The sequence below is a fragment of the Micromonospora sp. NPDC000663 genome, assembly GCF_042898105.1.
Taxonomy (GTDB): domain Bacteria; phylum Actinomycetota; class Actinomycetes; order Mycobacteriales; family Micromonosporaceae; genus Micromonospora.
In genome coordinates this window covers 976,340-990,672 of the sequence record NZ_JBIAYR010000001.1, presented here as the reverse complement: position 1 = coordinate 990,672, position 14,333 = coordinate 976,340, and the positions used below count along the sequence as shown (strand labels likewise).

At 73.5% G+C, this 14,333-nt stretch carries 15 protein-coding genes; 8 read left to right on the top strand and 7 right to left on the bottom strand.

Features of this window, described 5'->3' with window-relative positions; translation table 11 throughout:
* Positions 1-2 precede the first annotated feature (2 nt).
* From ACFY1S_RS04745 to rimP, 5 genes are all read right to left on the bottom strand, one after another.
* Positions 3-299: a DUF503 domain-containing protein gene (locus ACFY1S_RS04745; protein ID WP_139586911.1), complete on the bottom strand. Its 297-nt coding sequence runs from the start codon at positions 297-299 to the stop codon at positions 3-5.
* A 90-nt stretch (positions 300-389) separates the two neighbouring features.
* Positions 390-3,407 (bottom strand): translation initiation factor IF-2, encoded by a 3,018-nt coding sequence (infB, locus tag ACFY1S_RS04740; protein WP_387112882.1) that lies wholly within the window; start codon positions 3,405-3,407, stop codon positions 390-392.
* A 93-nt stretch (positions 3,408-3,500) separates the two neighbouring features.
* Complete coding sequence (locus ACFY1S_RS04735) at positions 3,501-3,833, bottom strand: YlxR family protein (protein ID WP_357984933.1); 333 nt, start codon at positions 3,831-3,833, stop codon at positions 3,501-3,503.
* Between the two features lie 16 nt (positions 3,834-3,849).
* Positions 3,850-4,893, bottom strand: a complete 1,044-nt coding sequence (gene nusA / locus ACFY1S_RS04730) for a transcription termination factor NusA (RefSeq protein ID WP_357984930.1) — start codon at positions 4,891-4,893, stop codon at positions 3,850-3,852.
* The gene (rimP, locus tag ACFY1S_RS04725) at positions 4,890-5,600 is read right to left on the bottom strand and encodes a ribosome maturation factor RimP (protein WP_387112879.1); all 711 of its coding nucleotides are present in this window, start codon (positions 5,598-5,600) and stop codon (positions 4,890-4,892) included. Before rimP ends, nusA begins: the two co-directional genes overlap by 4 nt.
* Before the next feature lie 153 nt (positions 5,601-5,753).
* Here rimP and ACFY1S_RS04720 point away from each other — a divergent pair, with 153 nt between their 5' ends.
* The 7 genes from ACFY1S_RS04720 (at position 5,754) to ACFY1S_RS04690 (ending at position 12,340) form a co-directional block, all read left to right on the top strand.
* Positions 5,754-6,281: a hypothetical protein gene (locus ACFY1S_RS04720; protein ID WP_387114290.1), complete on the top strand. Its 528-nt coding sequence runs from the start codon at positions 5,754-5,756 to the stop codon at positions 6,279-6,281.
* Complete coding sequence (locus tag ACFY1S_RS04715; RefSeq protein WP_139586916.1) at positions 6,278-6,715, top strand: ferritin-like domain-containing protein; 438 nt, start codon at positions 6,278-6,280, stop codon at positions 6,713-6,715. The genes ACFY1S_RS04720 and ACFY1S_RS04715 overlap by 4 nt, the downstream gene beginning before the upstream one ends.
* A gap of 52 nt (positions 6,716-6,767) precedes the next feature.
* Positions 6,768-7,364 carry a PadR family transcriptional regulator gene (locus ACFY1S_RS04710; RefSeq protein ID WP_387112877.1) on the top strand — a complete coding sequence of 199 codons (597 nt, stop codon included), beginning with the start codon at positions 6,768-6,770 and terminating at the stop codon, positions 7,362-7,364.
* Positions 7,361-8,095 (top strand): ABC transporter ATP-binding protein, encoded by a 735-nt coding sequence (locus ACFY1S_RS04705; protein ID WP_387112875.1) that lies wholly within the window; start codon positions 7,361-7,363, stop codon positions 8,093-8,095. The genes ACFY1S_RS04710 and ACFY1S_RS04705 overlap by 4 nt, the downstream gene beginning before the upstream one ends.
* Complete coding sequence (locus ACFY1S_RS04700) at positions 8,092-10,878, top strand: FtsX-like permease family protein (protein WP_387112873.1); 2,787 nt, start codon at positions 8,092-8,094, stop codon at positions 10,876-10,878. Before ACFY1S_RS04705 ends, ACFY1S_RS04700 begins: the two co-directional genes overlap by 4 nt.
* A gap of 74 nt (positions 10,879-10,952) precedes the next feature.
* Positions 10,953-11,501: a nitroreductase family deazaflavin-dependent oxidoreductase gene (locus ACFY1S_RS04695; protein WP_387112871.1), complete on the top strand. Its 549-nt coding sequence runs from the start codon at positions 10,953-10,955 to the stop codon at positions 11,499-11,501.
* Between the two features lie 101 nt (positions 11,502-11,602).
* Positions 11,603-12,340 (top strand): nucleotidyltransferase domain-containing protein, encoded by a 738-nt coding sequence (locus ACFY1S_RS04690; RefSeq protein ID WP_387112869.1) that lies wholly within the window; start codon positions 11,603-11,605, stop codon positions 12,338-12,340.
* Between the two features lie 6 nt (positions 12,341-12,346).
* On the opposite strand, the gene ACFY1S_RS04685 is transcribed toward ACFY1S_RS04690, so the two are convergent.
* The gene (locus ACFY1S_RS04685) at positions 12,347-13,060 is read right to left on the bottom strand and encodes a VIT1/CCC1 transporter family protein (RefSeq protein WP_387112867.1); all 714 of its coding nucleotides are present in this window, start codon (positions 13,058-13,060) and stop codon (positions 12,347-12,349) included.
* Entirely contained in the window at positions 13,057-13,914 is an 858-nt protein-coding gene (gene map, locus ACFY1S_RS04680; RefSeq protein WP_387112865.1) for a type I methionyl aminopeptidase, read from the bottom strand. Before map ends, ACFY1S_RS04685 begins: the two co-directional genes overlap by 4 nt.
* A 95-nt stretch (positions 13,915-14,009) precedes the next feature.
* Between map and ACFY1S_RS04675 the strand changes: the two genes are divergently transcribed.
* Positions 14,010-14,324, top strand: a complete 315-nt coding sequence (locus tag ACFY1S_RS04675) for an STAS domain-containing protein (RefSeq protein WP_364366691.1) — start codon at positions 14,010-14,012, stop codon at positions 14,322-14,324.
* The last annotated feature ends 9 nt before the right edge of the window (positions 14,325-14,333 follow it).

Below are 14,333 nucleotides of genomic sequence, written 5' to 3'. Positions count from 1 at the left end.
GGTCAGTCGTCGTCCGCGCCGTACAACCGGCGCCGCACCGACAGCAACTCGACCTCCGGGCGAGCCGCCACCAGGCGCTCACACGAGTCGAGCACCTCGCGGACGTGCGCCGCCTCGGCGGCCACCACGGCCACCGCAATCTCCGCTCGACCGTGCAGGTCGAGCGCACCCACCTCGGCGGCCGACACCTCGAAACGGCGCAACGCCGCCACGATCGGCCGTACATATGATCTCTTGGCTTTGAGCGACCGGGAGTCGCCCGGCAGCAGCAGGTCGAAGACCGCGTTTCCGGTGAACATCGCCCCGGACGATACCGCCACCCGACCCCGCATGATCAAGGGGTTTACGCCGTCCGGCGTAAACCCCTTGATCAGCGTGTCACTGCCGGATCAGGCGCGAGCCTTCTCCCGCATCTCGAAGGTCTCGATGACGTCGCCGACCTGGACGTTGTTGTAACCACCCAGGGTCAGACCACACTCGAAGCCCTCGCGGACCTCGGTGGCGTCGTCCTTGAACCGCTTGAGCGAGGTGATCGTGAGGTTGTCCGCCACGACCGTCCCGTCCCGAAGCAGGCGTGCCTTCGCGTTGCGTCGGATGATGCCCGACCGGACGATACAACCGGAGATGTTGCCGATCTTGGACGAGCGGAAGACGTCGCGGATCTCCGCGGTGCCCAGCTCGACCTCCTCGTACTCCGGCTTGAGCAGGCCCTTGAGCGCCGCCTCGATCTCCTCGATGGCCTGGTAGATGACGGTGTAGTACCGGATCTCCACGCCCTCGCGGTCGGCCATCTCACGGACCTTGTTCGAGGCCCGCACGTTGAAGCCGATGATCGTGACCGGCTCGGACGAGGCACTCGCGAGCATGACGTTGCTCTCGGTGATCGCGCCGACGCCCCGGTCGAGGACCTTGAGCTGGACCTCCTCGGGAATGTCGAGGTTGAACAGCGCGTCCTCCAGGGCCTCCACCGAACCGGAGACATCGCCCTTGAGGATGAGGTTGAGCGACGTCTTCTCGCCCTCCTTGAGCTGCTCCATGAGCGTCTCGAGGGTGGCCCGACCACGGGAGTTGGCGAATGCCGCCGCCCGCCGCCGCGCCTGGCGCTGCTCGGCGATCTGCCGCACCGTCCGGTCGTCCGCCGCGGCGAGGAACGTGTCGCCCGCGCCGGGAGGCGCGGTCAGACCCAGGACCATGACCGGACGCGCCGGCCCGGCCTCGGAGACCTGGTTGCCGTTCTCGTCGAGCATCGCCCGGACCCGGCCGTGCGCCCCACCGGCGACGATCGAGTCGCCCGCCCGCAGGGTGCCCTTCTGCACCAGCACCGTCGCCACCGCACCGCGGCCCTTGTCCAGGTGCGCCTCGATGGCCACACCCTGCGCCGGCCCGTCGATCGGAGCGGTCAGCTCCAGCGACGCGTCGGCGGTCAGCAGGACAGCCTCGAGGAGTTCCTCGATGCCGATGCCCGGCTTCGCGGCCACGTTGACGAACATGGTCTCGCCGCCGTACTCCTCGGCGACCAGGCCGTACTCGGTCAGCTGCTGGCGGACCTTGTCCGGGTTGGCCTCCGGCTTGTCGACCTTGTTGACCGCGACCACGATCGGCACGTCGGCCGCCTTGGCGTGGTTCAACGCCTCGATGGTCTGCGGCATCACGCCGTCGTCGGCCGCGACCACCAGGATCACGATGTCCGTCACCTGGGCACCACGGGCACGCATGGCGGTGAACGCCTCGTGACCCGGGGTGTCGATGAAGGTCACCGCGCGGTCCACACCCTCGTGCGGAACGTGCACCTGGTACGCACCGATGTGCTGGGTGATGCCACCCGCCTCACCGGCCACGACGTTCGCCTTACGGATCGCGTCGAGCAGCTTGGTCTTACCGTGGTCGACGTGACCCATGACGGTCACGACGGGCGCACGGCTGACCAGACGCTCCTCGGCCACCTCCGCGTCGAGGTCGATGTTGAACTGCGCGAGCAGCTCGCGGTCCTCGTCCTCCGGGCTGACGATCTGGATGTCGAAGCCCAGGTGTTCACCCAGCAGCTGCAGGGTGTCGTCAGAACAGGACTGGGTCGCGGTGACCATCTCGCCCAGGTTGAACATCTCCTGGACCAGAGAACCCGGGTTGGCGTTGATCTTGTCGGCGAAGTCCGACAGGGAGGCGCCACGGGACAGCCGGACGACCTGACCCTGACCCCGGGGAGCACCCGAGCTCATGGTCGGAGCCGACAGGTTGTCGAACTCCTGTCTGCGCTGCTTCTTGGACTTGCGACCGCGCGTCGGCCGGCCACCCGGACGCCCGAAGGCACCCGCGGCGCCGCCGCCACGGCCACGGCCACCGGCACCCGGACGACCGCCACCGCCGGACGGGGCACCCGGACGGAAACCGCCGCCGGGAGCACCGCCACCGCCGCCGGGACCGCCACGGTAGCCACCGCCACCGCCGGCACCACCGCCGCCACCGGGGCCGCCGCGGTAACCGCCGCCGCCACCGGCGCCACCGCCGGGACCGCCACGGAAACCACCGCCACCGCCACCGGGACGACCGGCGCCACCGCCACCGGGACGACCAGCGCCACCGGGGCCGGGGCGACCGGCGGCCGGACGCTGACTCGGCATGGACGCCGGGCTGGGCCGCGGCGGCATGGAGTTCGGGCTGGGCCGCGGCGGCATACCCGCCGGGCTGTTCGGCCGAGGGCCACCCGCGCCGGCGGCCGGGGGCCGCTGCTGGCCACCCTGGATACCGAACGGGTTGTTACCGGCGCCGCGCGCCGGCGGACGACCGCCCGGCCGAGCACCCGGACCGGGAGCCGGCGTGCTCGGACGAGCTGCCGGCGAACCGGGACGGGGAGGCATCGCGGCCGGACCCGGCCGGGGGCCGGGGCGGTTACCGTCCGTCGGGGGCTCCCGGCGGACGTTGTCCCGCTGCTGCTGGCGGGCGGCCTGCGCGGCCTTGACCGCGGCCTCCTGCTCAGCCTTCAGCGCGGCGGCACGCGCCTCCGCGGCCGCCACCTCGATGTCGTGGGCACTCGCCGGCTTGGCGACCGGCGCCGCGGGCTGCGGCGCACCGGGCACCGGACCCTTCGGCTTCGGGCCGGGAGCCGGCGCGGCCGGCCGCCGAGGCGGCATCGGCTTGGCCGAGACCCGTGGCGCGCCCGGGGTCGGGGACGGCGTCGGGGTCGAACTCGGGCTCGTGGCCGGCGCCGAAGCGGGCGCCGACGGGGCCGCGAGCGCCGGACCACCGGCGGACGCGACGAATGCGTTACGCAGCCGACGGGCGACGGGCGCCTCGACGGTGCTGGACGCGGACTTCACGAACTCGCCCATTTCCTTCAACTTGGCGAGAACGGTCTTACTCTCGACCCCGAGCTCTTTTGCAAGCTCGTGTACGCGGGCCTTGCCTGCCACTGCACTCCTCACTCCGAGGTCGTGCGGGCAGCACCCGCAGCGACCTCACTCGTGCACTTGAAGCCTGGTCATTTCAGGGACTTCATCGTGTGCTCATGTCGGTCGTCCTACCCTGCTAGCGACCCTCGCCCGGTCGGGCTGACCGGACGTAGTGGTTGGCGCATCGACGTGCTCCGCCAGCACACCGTGGTCGAGGACCTCGGTGATGCGCAACGCACGCCCGAAGGCGCGGCGCCGCACAGCCAGCGCGAAGCAGGCCGGATCCGGGTGCATGTTCGCCCCCCGACCCGGCAGCCTGCGGCGCGGATCAGGCCGGAGGCTGTAACCAGCCTCGTCCCCGATCGCGACGATCCGCAGCAATTCGCTGGCCGGCGCACGCTTCCGGCAGCCCACACAGGTGCGCTCCGGCTGCGCGCGTCGTACCACTGGAGGAAGTCTACCCCTAGCTGCCCGAGATCGCGCCGCCCGGCTCCGGCACGTGATCCGCCGCCCCGCGCGCGGCGGGTGCGGTCTGCTCCGCGTCGGACCGGATATCGATCCGCCAACCGGTCAACCGGGCAGCGAGTCGGGCGTTCTGCCCCTCCCGCCCGATGGCGAGGGAGAGCTGGAAGTCCGGAACCGTCACCCGGGCGGCCCGACCGGCCAGGTCCACGACCTCGACCCGCAGCGCCTTGGCCGGCGACAACGCGTTGCCGACGAAGGTGGCCGGGTCGTCCGACCAGTCGATGATGTCGATCTTCTCGCCGTGCAGCTCGCTCATCACGGCACGCACCCGCTGGCCCATCGGGCCGATGCAGGCACCCTTGGCGTTCACACCGGGCGTGGTGGAACGGACGGCGATCTTCGTACGGTGACCTGCCTCACGGGCGATCGCACCGATCTCCACAGTGCCGTCGGCGATCTCCGGCACCTCCAGCGCGAACAGCTTCTTGACCAGCGCCGGGTGCGACCGGGACAGGGTGATCTGCGGACCGCGCATGCCCTTGGCCACGTGCACCACGACACAGCGGACCCGCTCACCGTGGGCGTACCGCTCGCCGGGCACCTGCTCGGACTGCGGCAGCACGCCCTCCAGCTTGCCCAGGTCGACGCTGACGATGCCCTTCTCGGTCCGTGTCTCGTGCGCCTGCACCACACCTGTGACCAGGTCGCCCTCACGGCCGACGTACTCGCCGAAGTGCACCTCGTCGGTGGCCTCCCGCAGTCGCTGGAGGATCACCTGCTTGGCGGTCATGGCGGCGATCCGGCCGAAGTCGTGCGGGGTGTCGTCCCACTCACGCACCAGGCTGCCGTCGGCGTCCATCTCCTGCGCGTACACCAGGGCGGCGCCCGACTTGCGGTCGATCTCCACCCGGGCGTGCGGCTCGGCGCCGTCGGTGTGCCGGTAGGCGGTCAGCAGTGCGGTCTCGATCGCCGCGAGAATCGTGTCGAACGGGATCTCCCGCTCGCGCTCGAGTGCGCGCAGCGCCGCGAGGTCGATGTTCACCTCTCCTCGTCCTCCACATCATCTTCGTCGTCGATGTCGTCTGAATCGTCGAACTCGTCGGTGTCGTCCGCGTCGTCGAGCTCGTCCGGCTCGCCCAGTTCGGCGAGGCGGGTGAACTCGACCTGGACCCGGCCCGGACCCAGCTGGGCGTACGCCCAGGAGGTGCGGCCGTCGTCGGTCTCCAGCTGCACGCCGTCGTCGTCGGCGCCGACCACTCGGCCGGTCAGCTGCCGGTCGCCGGCGGGCCGCTCGCCGCGCTGGGGGGGCAACGACGCCGCAGCCCGGACGGTGACCTTGACCAGCCGGCCGACGTTGCGCCGCCAGTGCCGGGGCAGGGTGAGCGGTCGGTCCACGCCGGGCGAGCTGACCTCAAGCTGGTACTCGCCGGCGACGATGTCGCCGTCGGCCTCCTCGGCCGCGTCGAGCGCGGTCGAGACCGCGCGGGAGACGTCGGCGACGGCGTCCAGGTCGATCCCGCCGTCGCGGTCCACGATCACCCGCACCACGTGCCGGCGGCCGGCCCGGGAGACCGTCAGGTCCTCCAGGTCGTAGCCGACGCCGTTGACGACCGGCTCGATCACGGTCCGCAGTCGGGTACGACGCGCCGCGAGATCACCGCCGCGGGGACCACCCTCGCGCGGCCCCCGGGGACCCGCGCCGTCGCGGGGTCGACCCGTCGACCTGGTGGCACGGCCACGCTGCGTCATCTCCGCACCCTTTCCCTGGTCGACCGGGACGTCGTCCCGGCATGCCGGCACACCACCGGAGCGGACGCGCCGGTGGCTGCGCAGAGCGTAACGCGCCTGCCGGCCGGCGGGCCGGGCGGCGCACCGACGCCGGTGGCCCCCGCGACGGCCCGGATGGTGTTGACTTGCCCGGTGGGGATCGGCAGAACGACACCGCGCGACCAATCATCCGGACATTCCCGGCGAAAGCTCCTGCGTGCCGGGGCGCTGCTCGCGCTCGGCGGCGCGGTGACGCCGCTGACCGGCTGTGATCTTTTCGACCGTGACGACCAGCCGGCGCCGCCGCCGGATCCGCTGCGGCCCATGGTGGACGAGTCCCTCGGCCTCGCCGCGGCGCACCGGGCGAGCGCGACCGCGCACCCGGAGCTGGCCGACCGGCTCGGCCCGATCGCCGAGGCGCACACCGCGCACGCCACCGAACTGGCAAGGGTCGTCGGCGTCGCGCTGCCCTCGGCGCCCGCCGCCGCGCCGAGCGCCACCCCGGCGGCCGACCCGGCCGGTGCGCTGGCCGCCCTGCGCGCCCTGGAGAAGGCCGGCCAGCGGACCGCCACCGCCGCCTGCGCCGCAGCGCCCGCCGAGCGGGCGGCGCTGCTCGGTTCGATCGCCGCCGCCCGGGCCACCCACCAGGAGGCACTCAAGTGAAGCAGCCGTCCGCCGCGGAGGCCCTCGCCGGCGCCCTGTCCGCCGAGTACGCGGCCATCTACGCCTACGGCCGGATCGGGGTACGCCTCACCGGCGCGGCCCGGGACGCCGCACGCCAGGCGGAGGCCGCGCACCGGCGCCGACGCGACGCCCTGGTCGTGCAGCTCAGCACCAGCGGCGGCACCGTCCCACCGGACCGGGCCGGGTACGCGCTGCCGTTCCCGGTCACCGACCGGGCGAGCGCGCTGCGGCTCGCCGTAGAGGTGGAGGAACGGACGGCCGCGCACTGGCGGGCCGCGCTCGCCTCCACCACGGGCGCCGACCGGGACCAGGCGCTGGCCGCCCTGGTCGAGTACGCCGTACGGGCCACCCGGTGGCGCAAGACCGCAGGGGTGACCCCGCCGACTGTCGCATTTCCCGGCCGCCCGACCTGAACGGGTCCGCTCCGGTTGCGGTGCGCATACCAGGTATGCATACTCCGTTGCCATGTCCATCCGTCACGGGCTGCTCGCCCTGCTCGAACGCGGCCAGATGTACGGCTACCAGCTGCGCGCCGCGTTCGAGGAGTCGACAGGCTCGACCTGGCCGCTGAACATCGGGCAGGTCTACACCACGCTGTCCCGGCTGGAACGGGACGGTCTGGTGCGCCCGCTGCCGGAGAGCGAGGCCGGGCAGCGCCCGTACGAGATCACCGACGCCGGCCGGGCGGACCTGGCGCTGTGGTTCGCCACCCCGATCAGCCGTACCGACCGTCCCCGCGACGAACTGGCGATCAAGCTGGCCCTCGCGCTCACCACCCCTGGGGTGGACGTCCGCTCGGTGGTGCAGGCGCAGCGCAGCGCGACGATGCGGGCGTTGCAGGAGTTGACCCGGTTGAAGTACGGCAGCGACCGGCCGGAGGACCTGCCGTGGCGGCTGGTGCTGGACTCGATGGTGTTCCAGGCCGAGGCCGAGGTCCGCTGGCTGGACCACTGCGAGACGAGCCTGGTACGCCACCGACCCGCCGTCCCCCCGCCGTCCGCACCGGGACCGGGTGACACACCCGACGCGGCGCGGTGGGCCGAGGAGGAGGCGCGACGGTGAGCGGACCGGACGACGCGGTGCTCGAGCTGCACGCCGTCCAACGCACCCACGGGGCCGGCCCGGCCGCCGTGCACGCCCTGCGTGGCGTCAGCCTCGTCGTCCGACCCGGTGAGCTGGTCGCCGTGATGGGCCCGTCCGGCTCCGGCAAGTCCACACTGCTGGCCCTCGCCGGCGGCCTGGACCGCCCGACCGACGGCGAGGTGTTCATCGAGGGACAGCCGCTCGGGACACTGGACCGGCGCGGGCTGGCCCAGCTGCGCCGCCGCCGGATCGGCTACATCTTCCAGCAGCTCAACCTGCTGGGCAGTCTGAGCGCCGTGGAGAACGTGGCCCTCCCACTGGAACTCGACGGCACCAGTGGTCGGCGGGCCCGCTCGCTGGCCATGGCCGCGCTGACCGAGGTGGGCCTGCCGGCGCTCGGCGACCGCTTCCCCGACCAGCTCTCCGGCGGCCAGCAGCAGCGGGTGGCCATCGCCCGCGCGCTCGTCGGCGAACGGCGACTGGTGCTCGCCGACGAGCCGACCGGCGCGTTGGACTCGCAGACCGGCGAGGCCGTGCTGCACCTGCTGCGCCGGCGCATCGACGCGGGCGCCGCAGGGGTGCTCGTCACCCACGAGGCACGGCACGCCGGATGGGCCGACCGGGTCGTGTTCCTGCGCGACGGGGTGCTCGTCGACACCACCGCACCGCTGGGCAGCGTCGAGCAGTTGCTGTCCGGCAGCGAGCGGTGACCACCGGCCGTACGCCACGGGCCGCAGGCCGCCGCGACGTACCGGCGTCCCGGTCGACCACCCGGCCGGTCCGGGCCGGCCGGCGGAGGTTCGCCGAGCTGACCGGCTCGTGGCGGGCCGCGCTGCGGATCGCCAGACGGGAGGCCCGCCGCTCCCGCCGTCGTACCGCCCTGGTGCTCGCGATGATCGCCCTGCCGGTGCTGGTGCTGGCCTTCCTGGCGGCGAGTTACGACATGGCCGAGCTGACCCCGCAGGAGCGGATCGACAGGGGACTCGGCGTTGCCGACGCGGAGCTGCGCTGGATCTCCCAGACCCCCGTCGAGCAGGACGAGTGGGGCGGCAGCTGGTACACGCGGGAGGGCGAGCACCAACCCGCCGGCCCGGTCACCGCCGGTCAGGTCGCCGCGCTGCTGCCGCCGGGCAGCCGCGTCGCCGAGGTACGCGCCCGCGTCCAGATGAGCGTACGGGGGCCGGACCGTGACGAGAACATCATCGGGCGGGTGCTGGACCTCACCGACCCGCTGGCCCGGGGGACGGCCCGGTTCCGGGCCGGCCGCGCACCGCAGCAGCCAGGCGAGGTGGCGGTGAGTCCCACCGCACTGCGCCGCCTGGACCTGCGCCTCGGCCGTTCGCTGACGATGGCCGACGGGAACGGGACGTACACCGTCGTGGGGGTGGTGGAGTTCCCCGACGACCTCGGGCTGGTGGTGGCGCTGCACCCGGGAGCCGTGCCACGGACCGTTCCGGAGCTGGACAGCAGATGGCTGGCGGTCGTGCCCGGCGGCGTCGACGCCGCGCTTGTCGCCCGGCTCAACGAGCGGGGCGTGCTCGTCACACCTCGCCATCGGACGGGCTCCACGCCCGAGCCGGGCCGCGGCTGGGCCCTGTCGATCGGCTCGACCGACACCAACGACCTGAGCACCGGCGTACTGATCGCCGGCCTCGGCCTGCTGGAGGTCGTCCTGCTGGTGGGTCCGGCGTTCGCGGTGGGTGTCCGCCGCCGACGCCGGGACCTGGCGCTGGTCGCGGTGGCCGGCGGGGACGCCGCCCAACTGCGCCGGGTCGTACTCGCCGACGGCGTGGTGCTGGGTGTGCTGGGCGCCGCCGTCGGCCTGGTCCTCGGCGTCGCCGCGGCGTTCGCCTGCCGTCCGCTTGTGGAGCAGTACGTCTTCGGCGCCCGCTTCGGCGGGTACCGCTGCTGGCCGGCTGCCCTGGTGGTGCTCGGCGGGGTCGCCGTGCTGACCGGCGTGCTCGCCGCGCTGGCGCCGGCGTGGACCGTCGCCCGGCAGGACGTGAGCGCGGGTCTGGCCGGGCGCCGTACGCCGCCGGCATCCCGGAGCCGATGGCTGGCGCTCGGGTTGTCGCTCGTGGCCGGCGGGGCGGCGCTCGCGGCGTTCGGTGCCGCCCGGACCTCGCCTGCGGTGATCCTCACCGGCCTCATCCTCGGTGAGCTGGGCCTGGTGTGCTGCACGCCCACCCTGATCGGCGTGCTCGCGCGGCTCGGCCGGGTGCTGCCGCTGGCGCCCCGCATCGCGTTGCGCGACGCCAGCCGCAACCGCGCCGCCGCCGCGCCGGCCATCTGCGCCGTGATGGCAGCCGTGGCGAGCAGCGTCGCGCTCGGCGGCTACCTGGCCAGCGACGGCCTCCGCGACCGGCACGCCTACCAGCCGATGCTGCCGCCCGGGCACGTGCTGGTCAGCCCGAACGACTCGGCCCGGCCACCCACGCTGGCGCAGGTCACCGACGCGGCGCGGGAGCAGTTGGGCACCGACGCCGTAGTCGGGCTGTCCGCCGCGGTCTGCGTGCCGCCCGCCGGCGGTTACTGCGACGTCGCGCCGGCGCTCCCGGCCGAAGGGGCCTGCCCGTGGCGGCCCGGGGACGACCTGTCCGCGGCGCAGCGTCGCCAGGCCCGGGCCGACCCACGCTGCCAGCGGCGCGCGGTGGACTACTACGGCGCCTACGTCGAACCGCTCGTCGACGACGGGACGGCGCTGCCACGGCTCACCAACGCCGATCCGGCGGCGACCGCCGCAGCGACGGCGGTGCTGCGCGCCGGCGGCGTGGTGGTGACCGACGGACGTTACCTGCACAACGGCCTGGTGACCGTGCAGGTCAAGCGAGGGAACGCCGGTTCGGAGCAGCCGACGACGGCAGCCGCCGACCTGCCCGGGTACGCGCTACCCGCGGCGGTCGGCCAGTCCCGCCTGCTGCTCTCCGCCGCCGCGCTGCGCGAGCTCGACCTGAAGCCGGCACCGGCCGGCTGGGTGGTCGGCACCTCGTCACCGCCGAGCGGGGAACGGCAGGAGCGGTTCGCCGCCGCCCTGCGTCCCTACGGGGCGGTCTCGCTCACAGTGGAGAGCGGTGGCGCCCCGGGGGACATCTCGCCGCTGCTCCTGCTGCTCGCGGCGGCGGCCGGGCTGATCACGGTGGGGGCGGCCGGGATCGCCACCGCGCTCGCCGCCGCCGAGGGCCGCGCCGAGTTGACCACCCTGGCGGCGGTCGGCGCGGCACCTGCGGTCCGCCGTGTGCTGGCGATCTGCCAGGCCGGGGTCATCTCCGGCCTCGGCTCGGTGCTCGGCATCGTGGCCGGCCTGGGCACCGCCGCGATAGTGCTGTTCTCGGTGAACCGCCAGTACGCCACGGCCTGGCCGGCGCCCGTGCCGTACCCGTACCTGGTGCCGTGGCCGGTGCTCGGTGTCCTGGTGCTGGTGCCCCTGGTGGCGATGCTCGGCACGGGCCTGTTCACCCGCGCCCGGCTGCCGATCGAGCGGCGACTGGACTGAGCCGACCGCGCGGCGGACCATCCGGGACCGCGCGGGGGTGCCGCCGGGGAGTGACAGCCGGCAGACTGGTCGGCGTGTCAGTGCTGGGAAACCTCACCCGCCGCGTCGGTCACTACCGCTGGTTCGGCGCCGCCGCCCGCCTGCTCGTCCCCGCCGACCGGGTGGTCGGCCGGCTGACCCGGGGCCGGGTCGTCGCGCTCGGCCTGTTGCCGTCCCTGCTGATCACCACTGTGGGGCGTCGCTCCGGCGAACCGCGCAGCAATCCCCTGCTCTACGTGCCCGACGGCGACGCGTACGTGGTGATCGGCTCGAACTGGGGGCAGACCCACCAGCCCGGCTGGGCGTTGAACCTGCTCGCCGAGCCGTCGGCCGAGGTGGCGGTGAAGGGCCGGCGGATCCCGGTGCGGGCCGAGCTGGCCAGCGGCGCCGAACGGGACCGGCTGTGGCAACTGCTGGTCACCGAGTGGCCGGCGTACCGCACGTACGTGCAGCGGGCCGGCGGCCGGGAGATCCGCATCTTCCGGCTGGTGCCCACCGGCGCGGCGAGCTGTCCGGCCCGCCGCCGGCTGGCTAGGCTGACAGCCGGTAGCGAGGCGGAGGCGAGCCGTGAGCGCGAGGAGTGAGCCGGGGTTGCGAGCCCCGCAGCCGCGAACAAAGGCGACCCCGTGAGCGCGAGGAGTGAGCCGGGGTTGCGAGCCCCGCAGCCGCGAACAAAGGCGACCCCGTGAGCGCGAGCAGCGAGCAGGCCGGTGTCGACCGAGGGCTCGACGATCGACGGTGGACGGTGGCCGGGCGGGTCGCCGAGGCCATCGGGAGGCGTTTCTCCGCCGAGGTGCTGGCGGTCGCGGTGCACGGTCCGCTGGCGCACGGCGACGACGACGGCGGTGGGGACCGCGAGGTGGGGATGCTTGTGGTCACCTACCGACCGGGCACCGGTCCGCCGGTGGCGACCCGCCGGGTGGACGGGGTGCTCGTCGACCTGACCGTGGCCGCCGCCGAGGATTATCTGGCGCAGGCCCGGGTGCTGTCCCCGCTGTGGCCTCTGACCGCGGACCGGTACGTCACCACGCAGGCGTTGCACGACCCGACGGGCTGGCTGCGGACGTTGCGCGACGAGCATCTCGGGCGGCTGGCCCGGGCGCGGCCGGCGGAGTTCAGCACGGCGGCGCGGCAGGCCTGGTACCGGGGCTCAGCGGCGCACGCCCGGGCCGCCCGGCTGGCCGAGTGGTACGAGACCGACCAGGCGTTGCTGATGCTCGGCGAGGCACGGTTGGTCGCGGCGACGGTGACCGGCCTGCTGACCCGCACCTACTTCCGTGACCCCGGTGACGCGGTACGCCGTACCGGGCTGGCCGGCGCGGACATGACCGAGGTGGGTGCGGTGCTGGCCCGGCAGGCCGACGAGTTGACGGCCCGTGGCCGGCCGGTGGACGGCACTGTCGACGAGCTGCTCAGCGGCTGACAGGTGTCACAGTCCGCCCTGGACGCCGATCAGCGAGCCGATCAGGTAGGTGGCTCCGGCCGCGGCGGCGCCGAGCAGCAGCTGACGCAGGCCGCTTGTCCACCAGGGCCGGCGGGTGAAGCGGGCGACGACCGCCCCGGCGGCGAACAGGCCGAGCCCGCCGACGGCGAGCGCCAGCCACAGGTCGGTGGCGCCGAACAGGTACGTCAGCAGCGGCACCAGCGCCCCGACCGAGAAGAACACGAACGACGAGATCGCCGCGGCCCAGGGGCTGGGCTGGTCGTCGGGGTCGACGCCTAGTTCCTCGCGTACGTGCACCCGCAGGGCTTCTTCCGGGTCGCGGCGCACCGCCTCGGCGACCTGGGTGGCCAGGTCGCGGGGAAGGCCACGGGCCACCCACGCGTCGGCCAGTTCGCGGGCCTCCGCCTCGGGGTGCCGTTCCAGCTCGCGCCGTTCCTTGGCGACCTCGGCGGCGACCTGCTCGTTGGCGGAGCGGACGCTCGTGTACTCGCCGAGCCCCATCGAGATCGCCCCGGCCACCAGGCCCGCGGTGCCGGTCAGCACGATGCTGCGCGGCGACACCCCGCCGCCGCCGACGCCGGCGATCAGGGCGATGTTGGTGACGAGGCCGTCCATCGCGCCGAAGACGGCCGGGCGCAGCCAGCCGCCGGAGACGTCGGCGTGGTGCGCCTCGCGCAGCGCGGCGGGTGTGTCGGTCACGGCAGGGTCAGGATCTCATGGCCGTCGTCGGTCACCACGATCGTGTGTTCGAACTGGGCGGTCCACTTCCGGTCCTTGGTGACGACTGTCCACCCGTCGTCCCACATGTCGTACTGGTAGGTGCCGAGGGTGATCATCGGCTCGATGGTGAAGGTCATCCCCGGTTCCATGATGTCGGTGGGGCGGGGACTGTCGTAGTGCGGCACGTACAGCCCGCTGTGGAAGGACTCCCCGATGCCGTGGCCGGTGAAGTCGCGGACCACGCCGTAGCCGAACCGCTTGGCGTACGACTCGATGACCCGGCCCACGACGTTGATCTGGCGGCCCGGGGCGACGGCGCGGATGCCGCGCATCATGGCCTCGTGGGTCCGCTCGACCAGCAGCCGGGCCTCCTCGCTGACCTCGCCGACGCAGAAGGTGGCGTCGGTGTCGCCGTGCACCCCACCGATGTACGCGGTGACGTCGACGTTGATGATGTCGCCGTCCTGGATGACCGTCGAGTCCGGGATGCCGTGGCAGATGACCTCGTTGAGGCTGGTGCAGCAGGACTTGGGGAAGCCCTTGTAGCCGAGCGTCGACGGGTAGGCGCCGTGGTCGCAGAGGAACTCGTGCACCACCTTGTCGATCTCGTCGGTGGTGACGCCGGGCTTGCAGTGCTCGCCGGCGAGCTGGGTCGCCTGGGCGGCCAGCCGGCTGGCGATCCGCATCTTCTCGATGGTCTCCGGCGTCTGCACGTGGGAGCCGCGCCACTCCTGCGGGCGCTTCTTGCCCACGTACTCCGGCCTGGTGATGTGGGACGGCACCTGTCGCATCGGGGAGAGCGCGCCGGGTGTCAGCGGCGGACGGACGGTCATGGCGCAAGCCTATCGCCGGGGCCGCTGGTGACCCGCGCCACGGCCACGGCGGACCGGTTGTTGCCCCGCCAGGTCGGCTGTGCCATGGTGTCTGCGTGGATCAAGGGGGAGCACCACCCGTCTTCTCCGCCAGCGCGGAGATCGACGGTGATCACCTCCACGTGGTGGTGGCCGGCGAGGTCGACATGGCGACCGCCGACACCATGCTCCAGACGGCGCTGCGCGAGCCCGCCGAGCAGATCACGCTGGACCTGAGCGCTGTCACCTTCTTCGACTCGGCAGCCATCCACGCGCTGGTCCGGCTCGCCCAGCAGTTCCCCGGCACGCTCACGGTGCTGCCGTCGCGGCAGGTCCGCCGGGTGCTGGAGATCTCCGGTCTGGGCGAGCAGACCTGGCTACGCCAGGCCTGAGCCACCGGC

Coding starts and splice junctions, on each gene's coding strand:
- ACFY1S_RS04745 (WP_139586911.1), bottom strand. CDS start 299: ATGTTCACCGGAAACGCGGTCTTCGACCTGCTGCTGCCGGGCGACTCC.
- rimP (WP_387112879.1), bottom strand. CDS start 5,600: ATGACGCAGCGTGGCCGTGCCACCAGGTCGACGGGTCGACCCCGCGAC.
- ACFY1S_RS04720 (WP_387114290.1), top strand. CDS start 5,754: ATGGTGTTGACTTGCCCGGTGGGGATCGGCAGAACGACACCGCGCGAC.
- ACFY1S_RS04710 (WP_387112877.1), top strand. CDS start 6,768: ATGTCCATCCGTCACGGGCTGCTCGCCCTGCTCGAACGCGGCCAGATG.
- map (WP_387112865.1), bottom strand. CDS start 13,914: ATGACCGTCCGTCCGCCGCTGACACCCGGCGCGCTCTCCCCGATGCGA.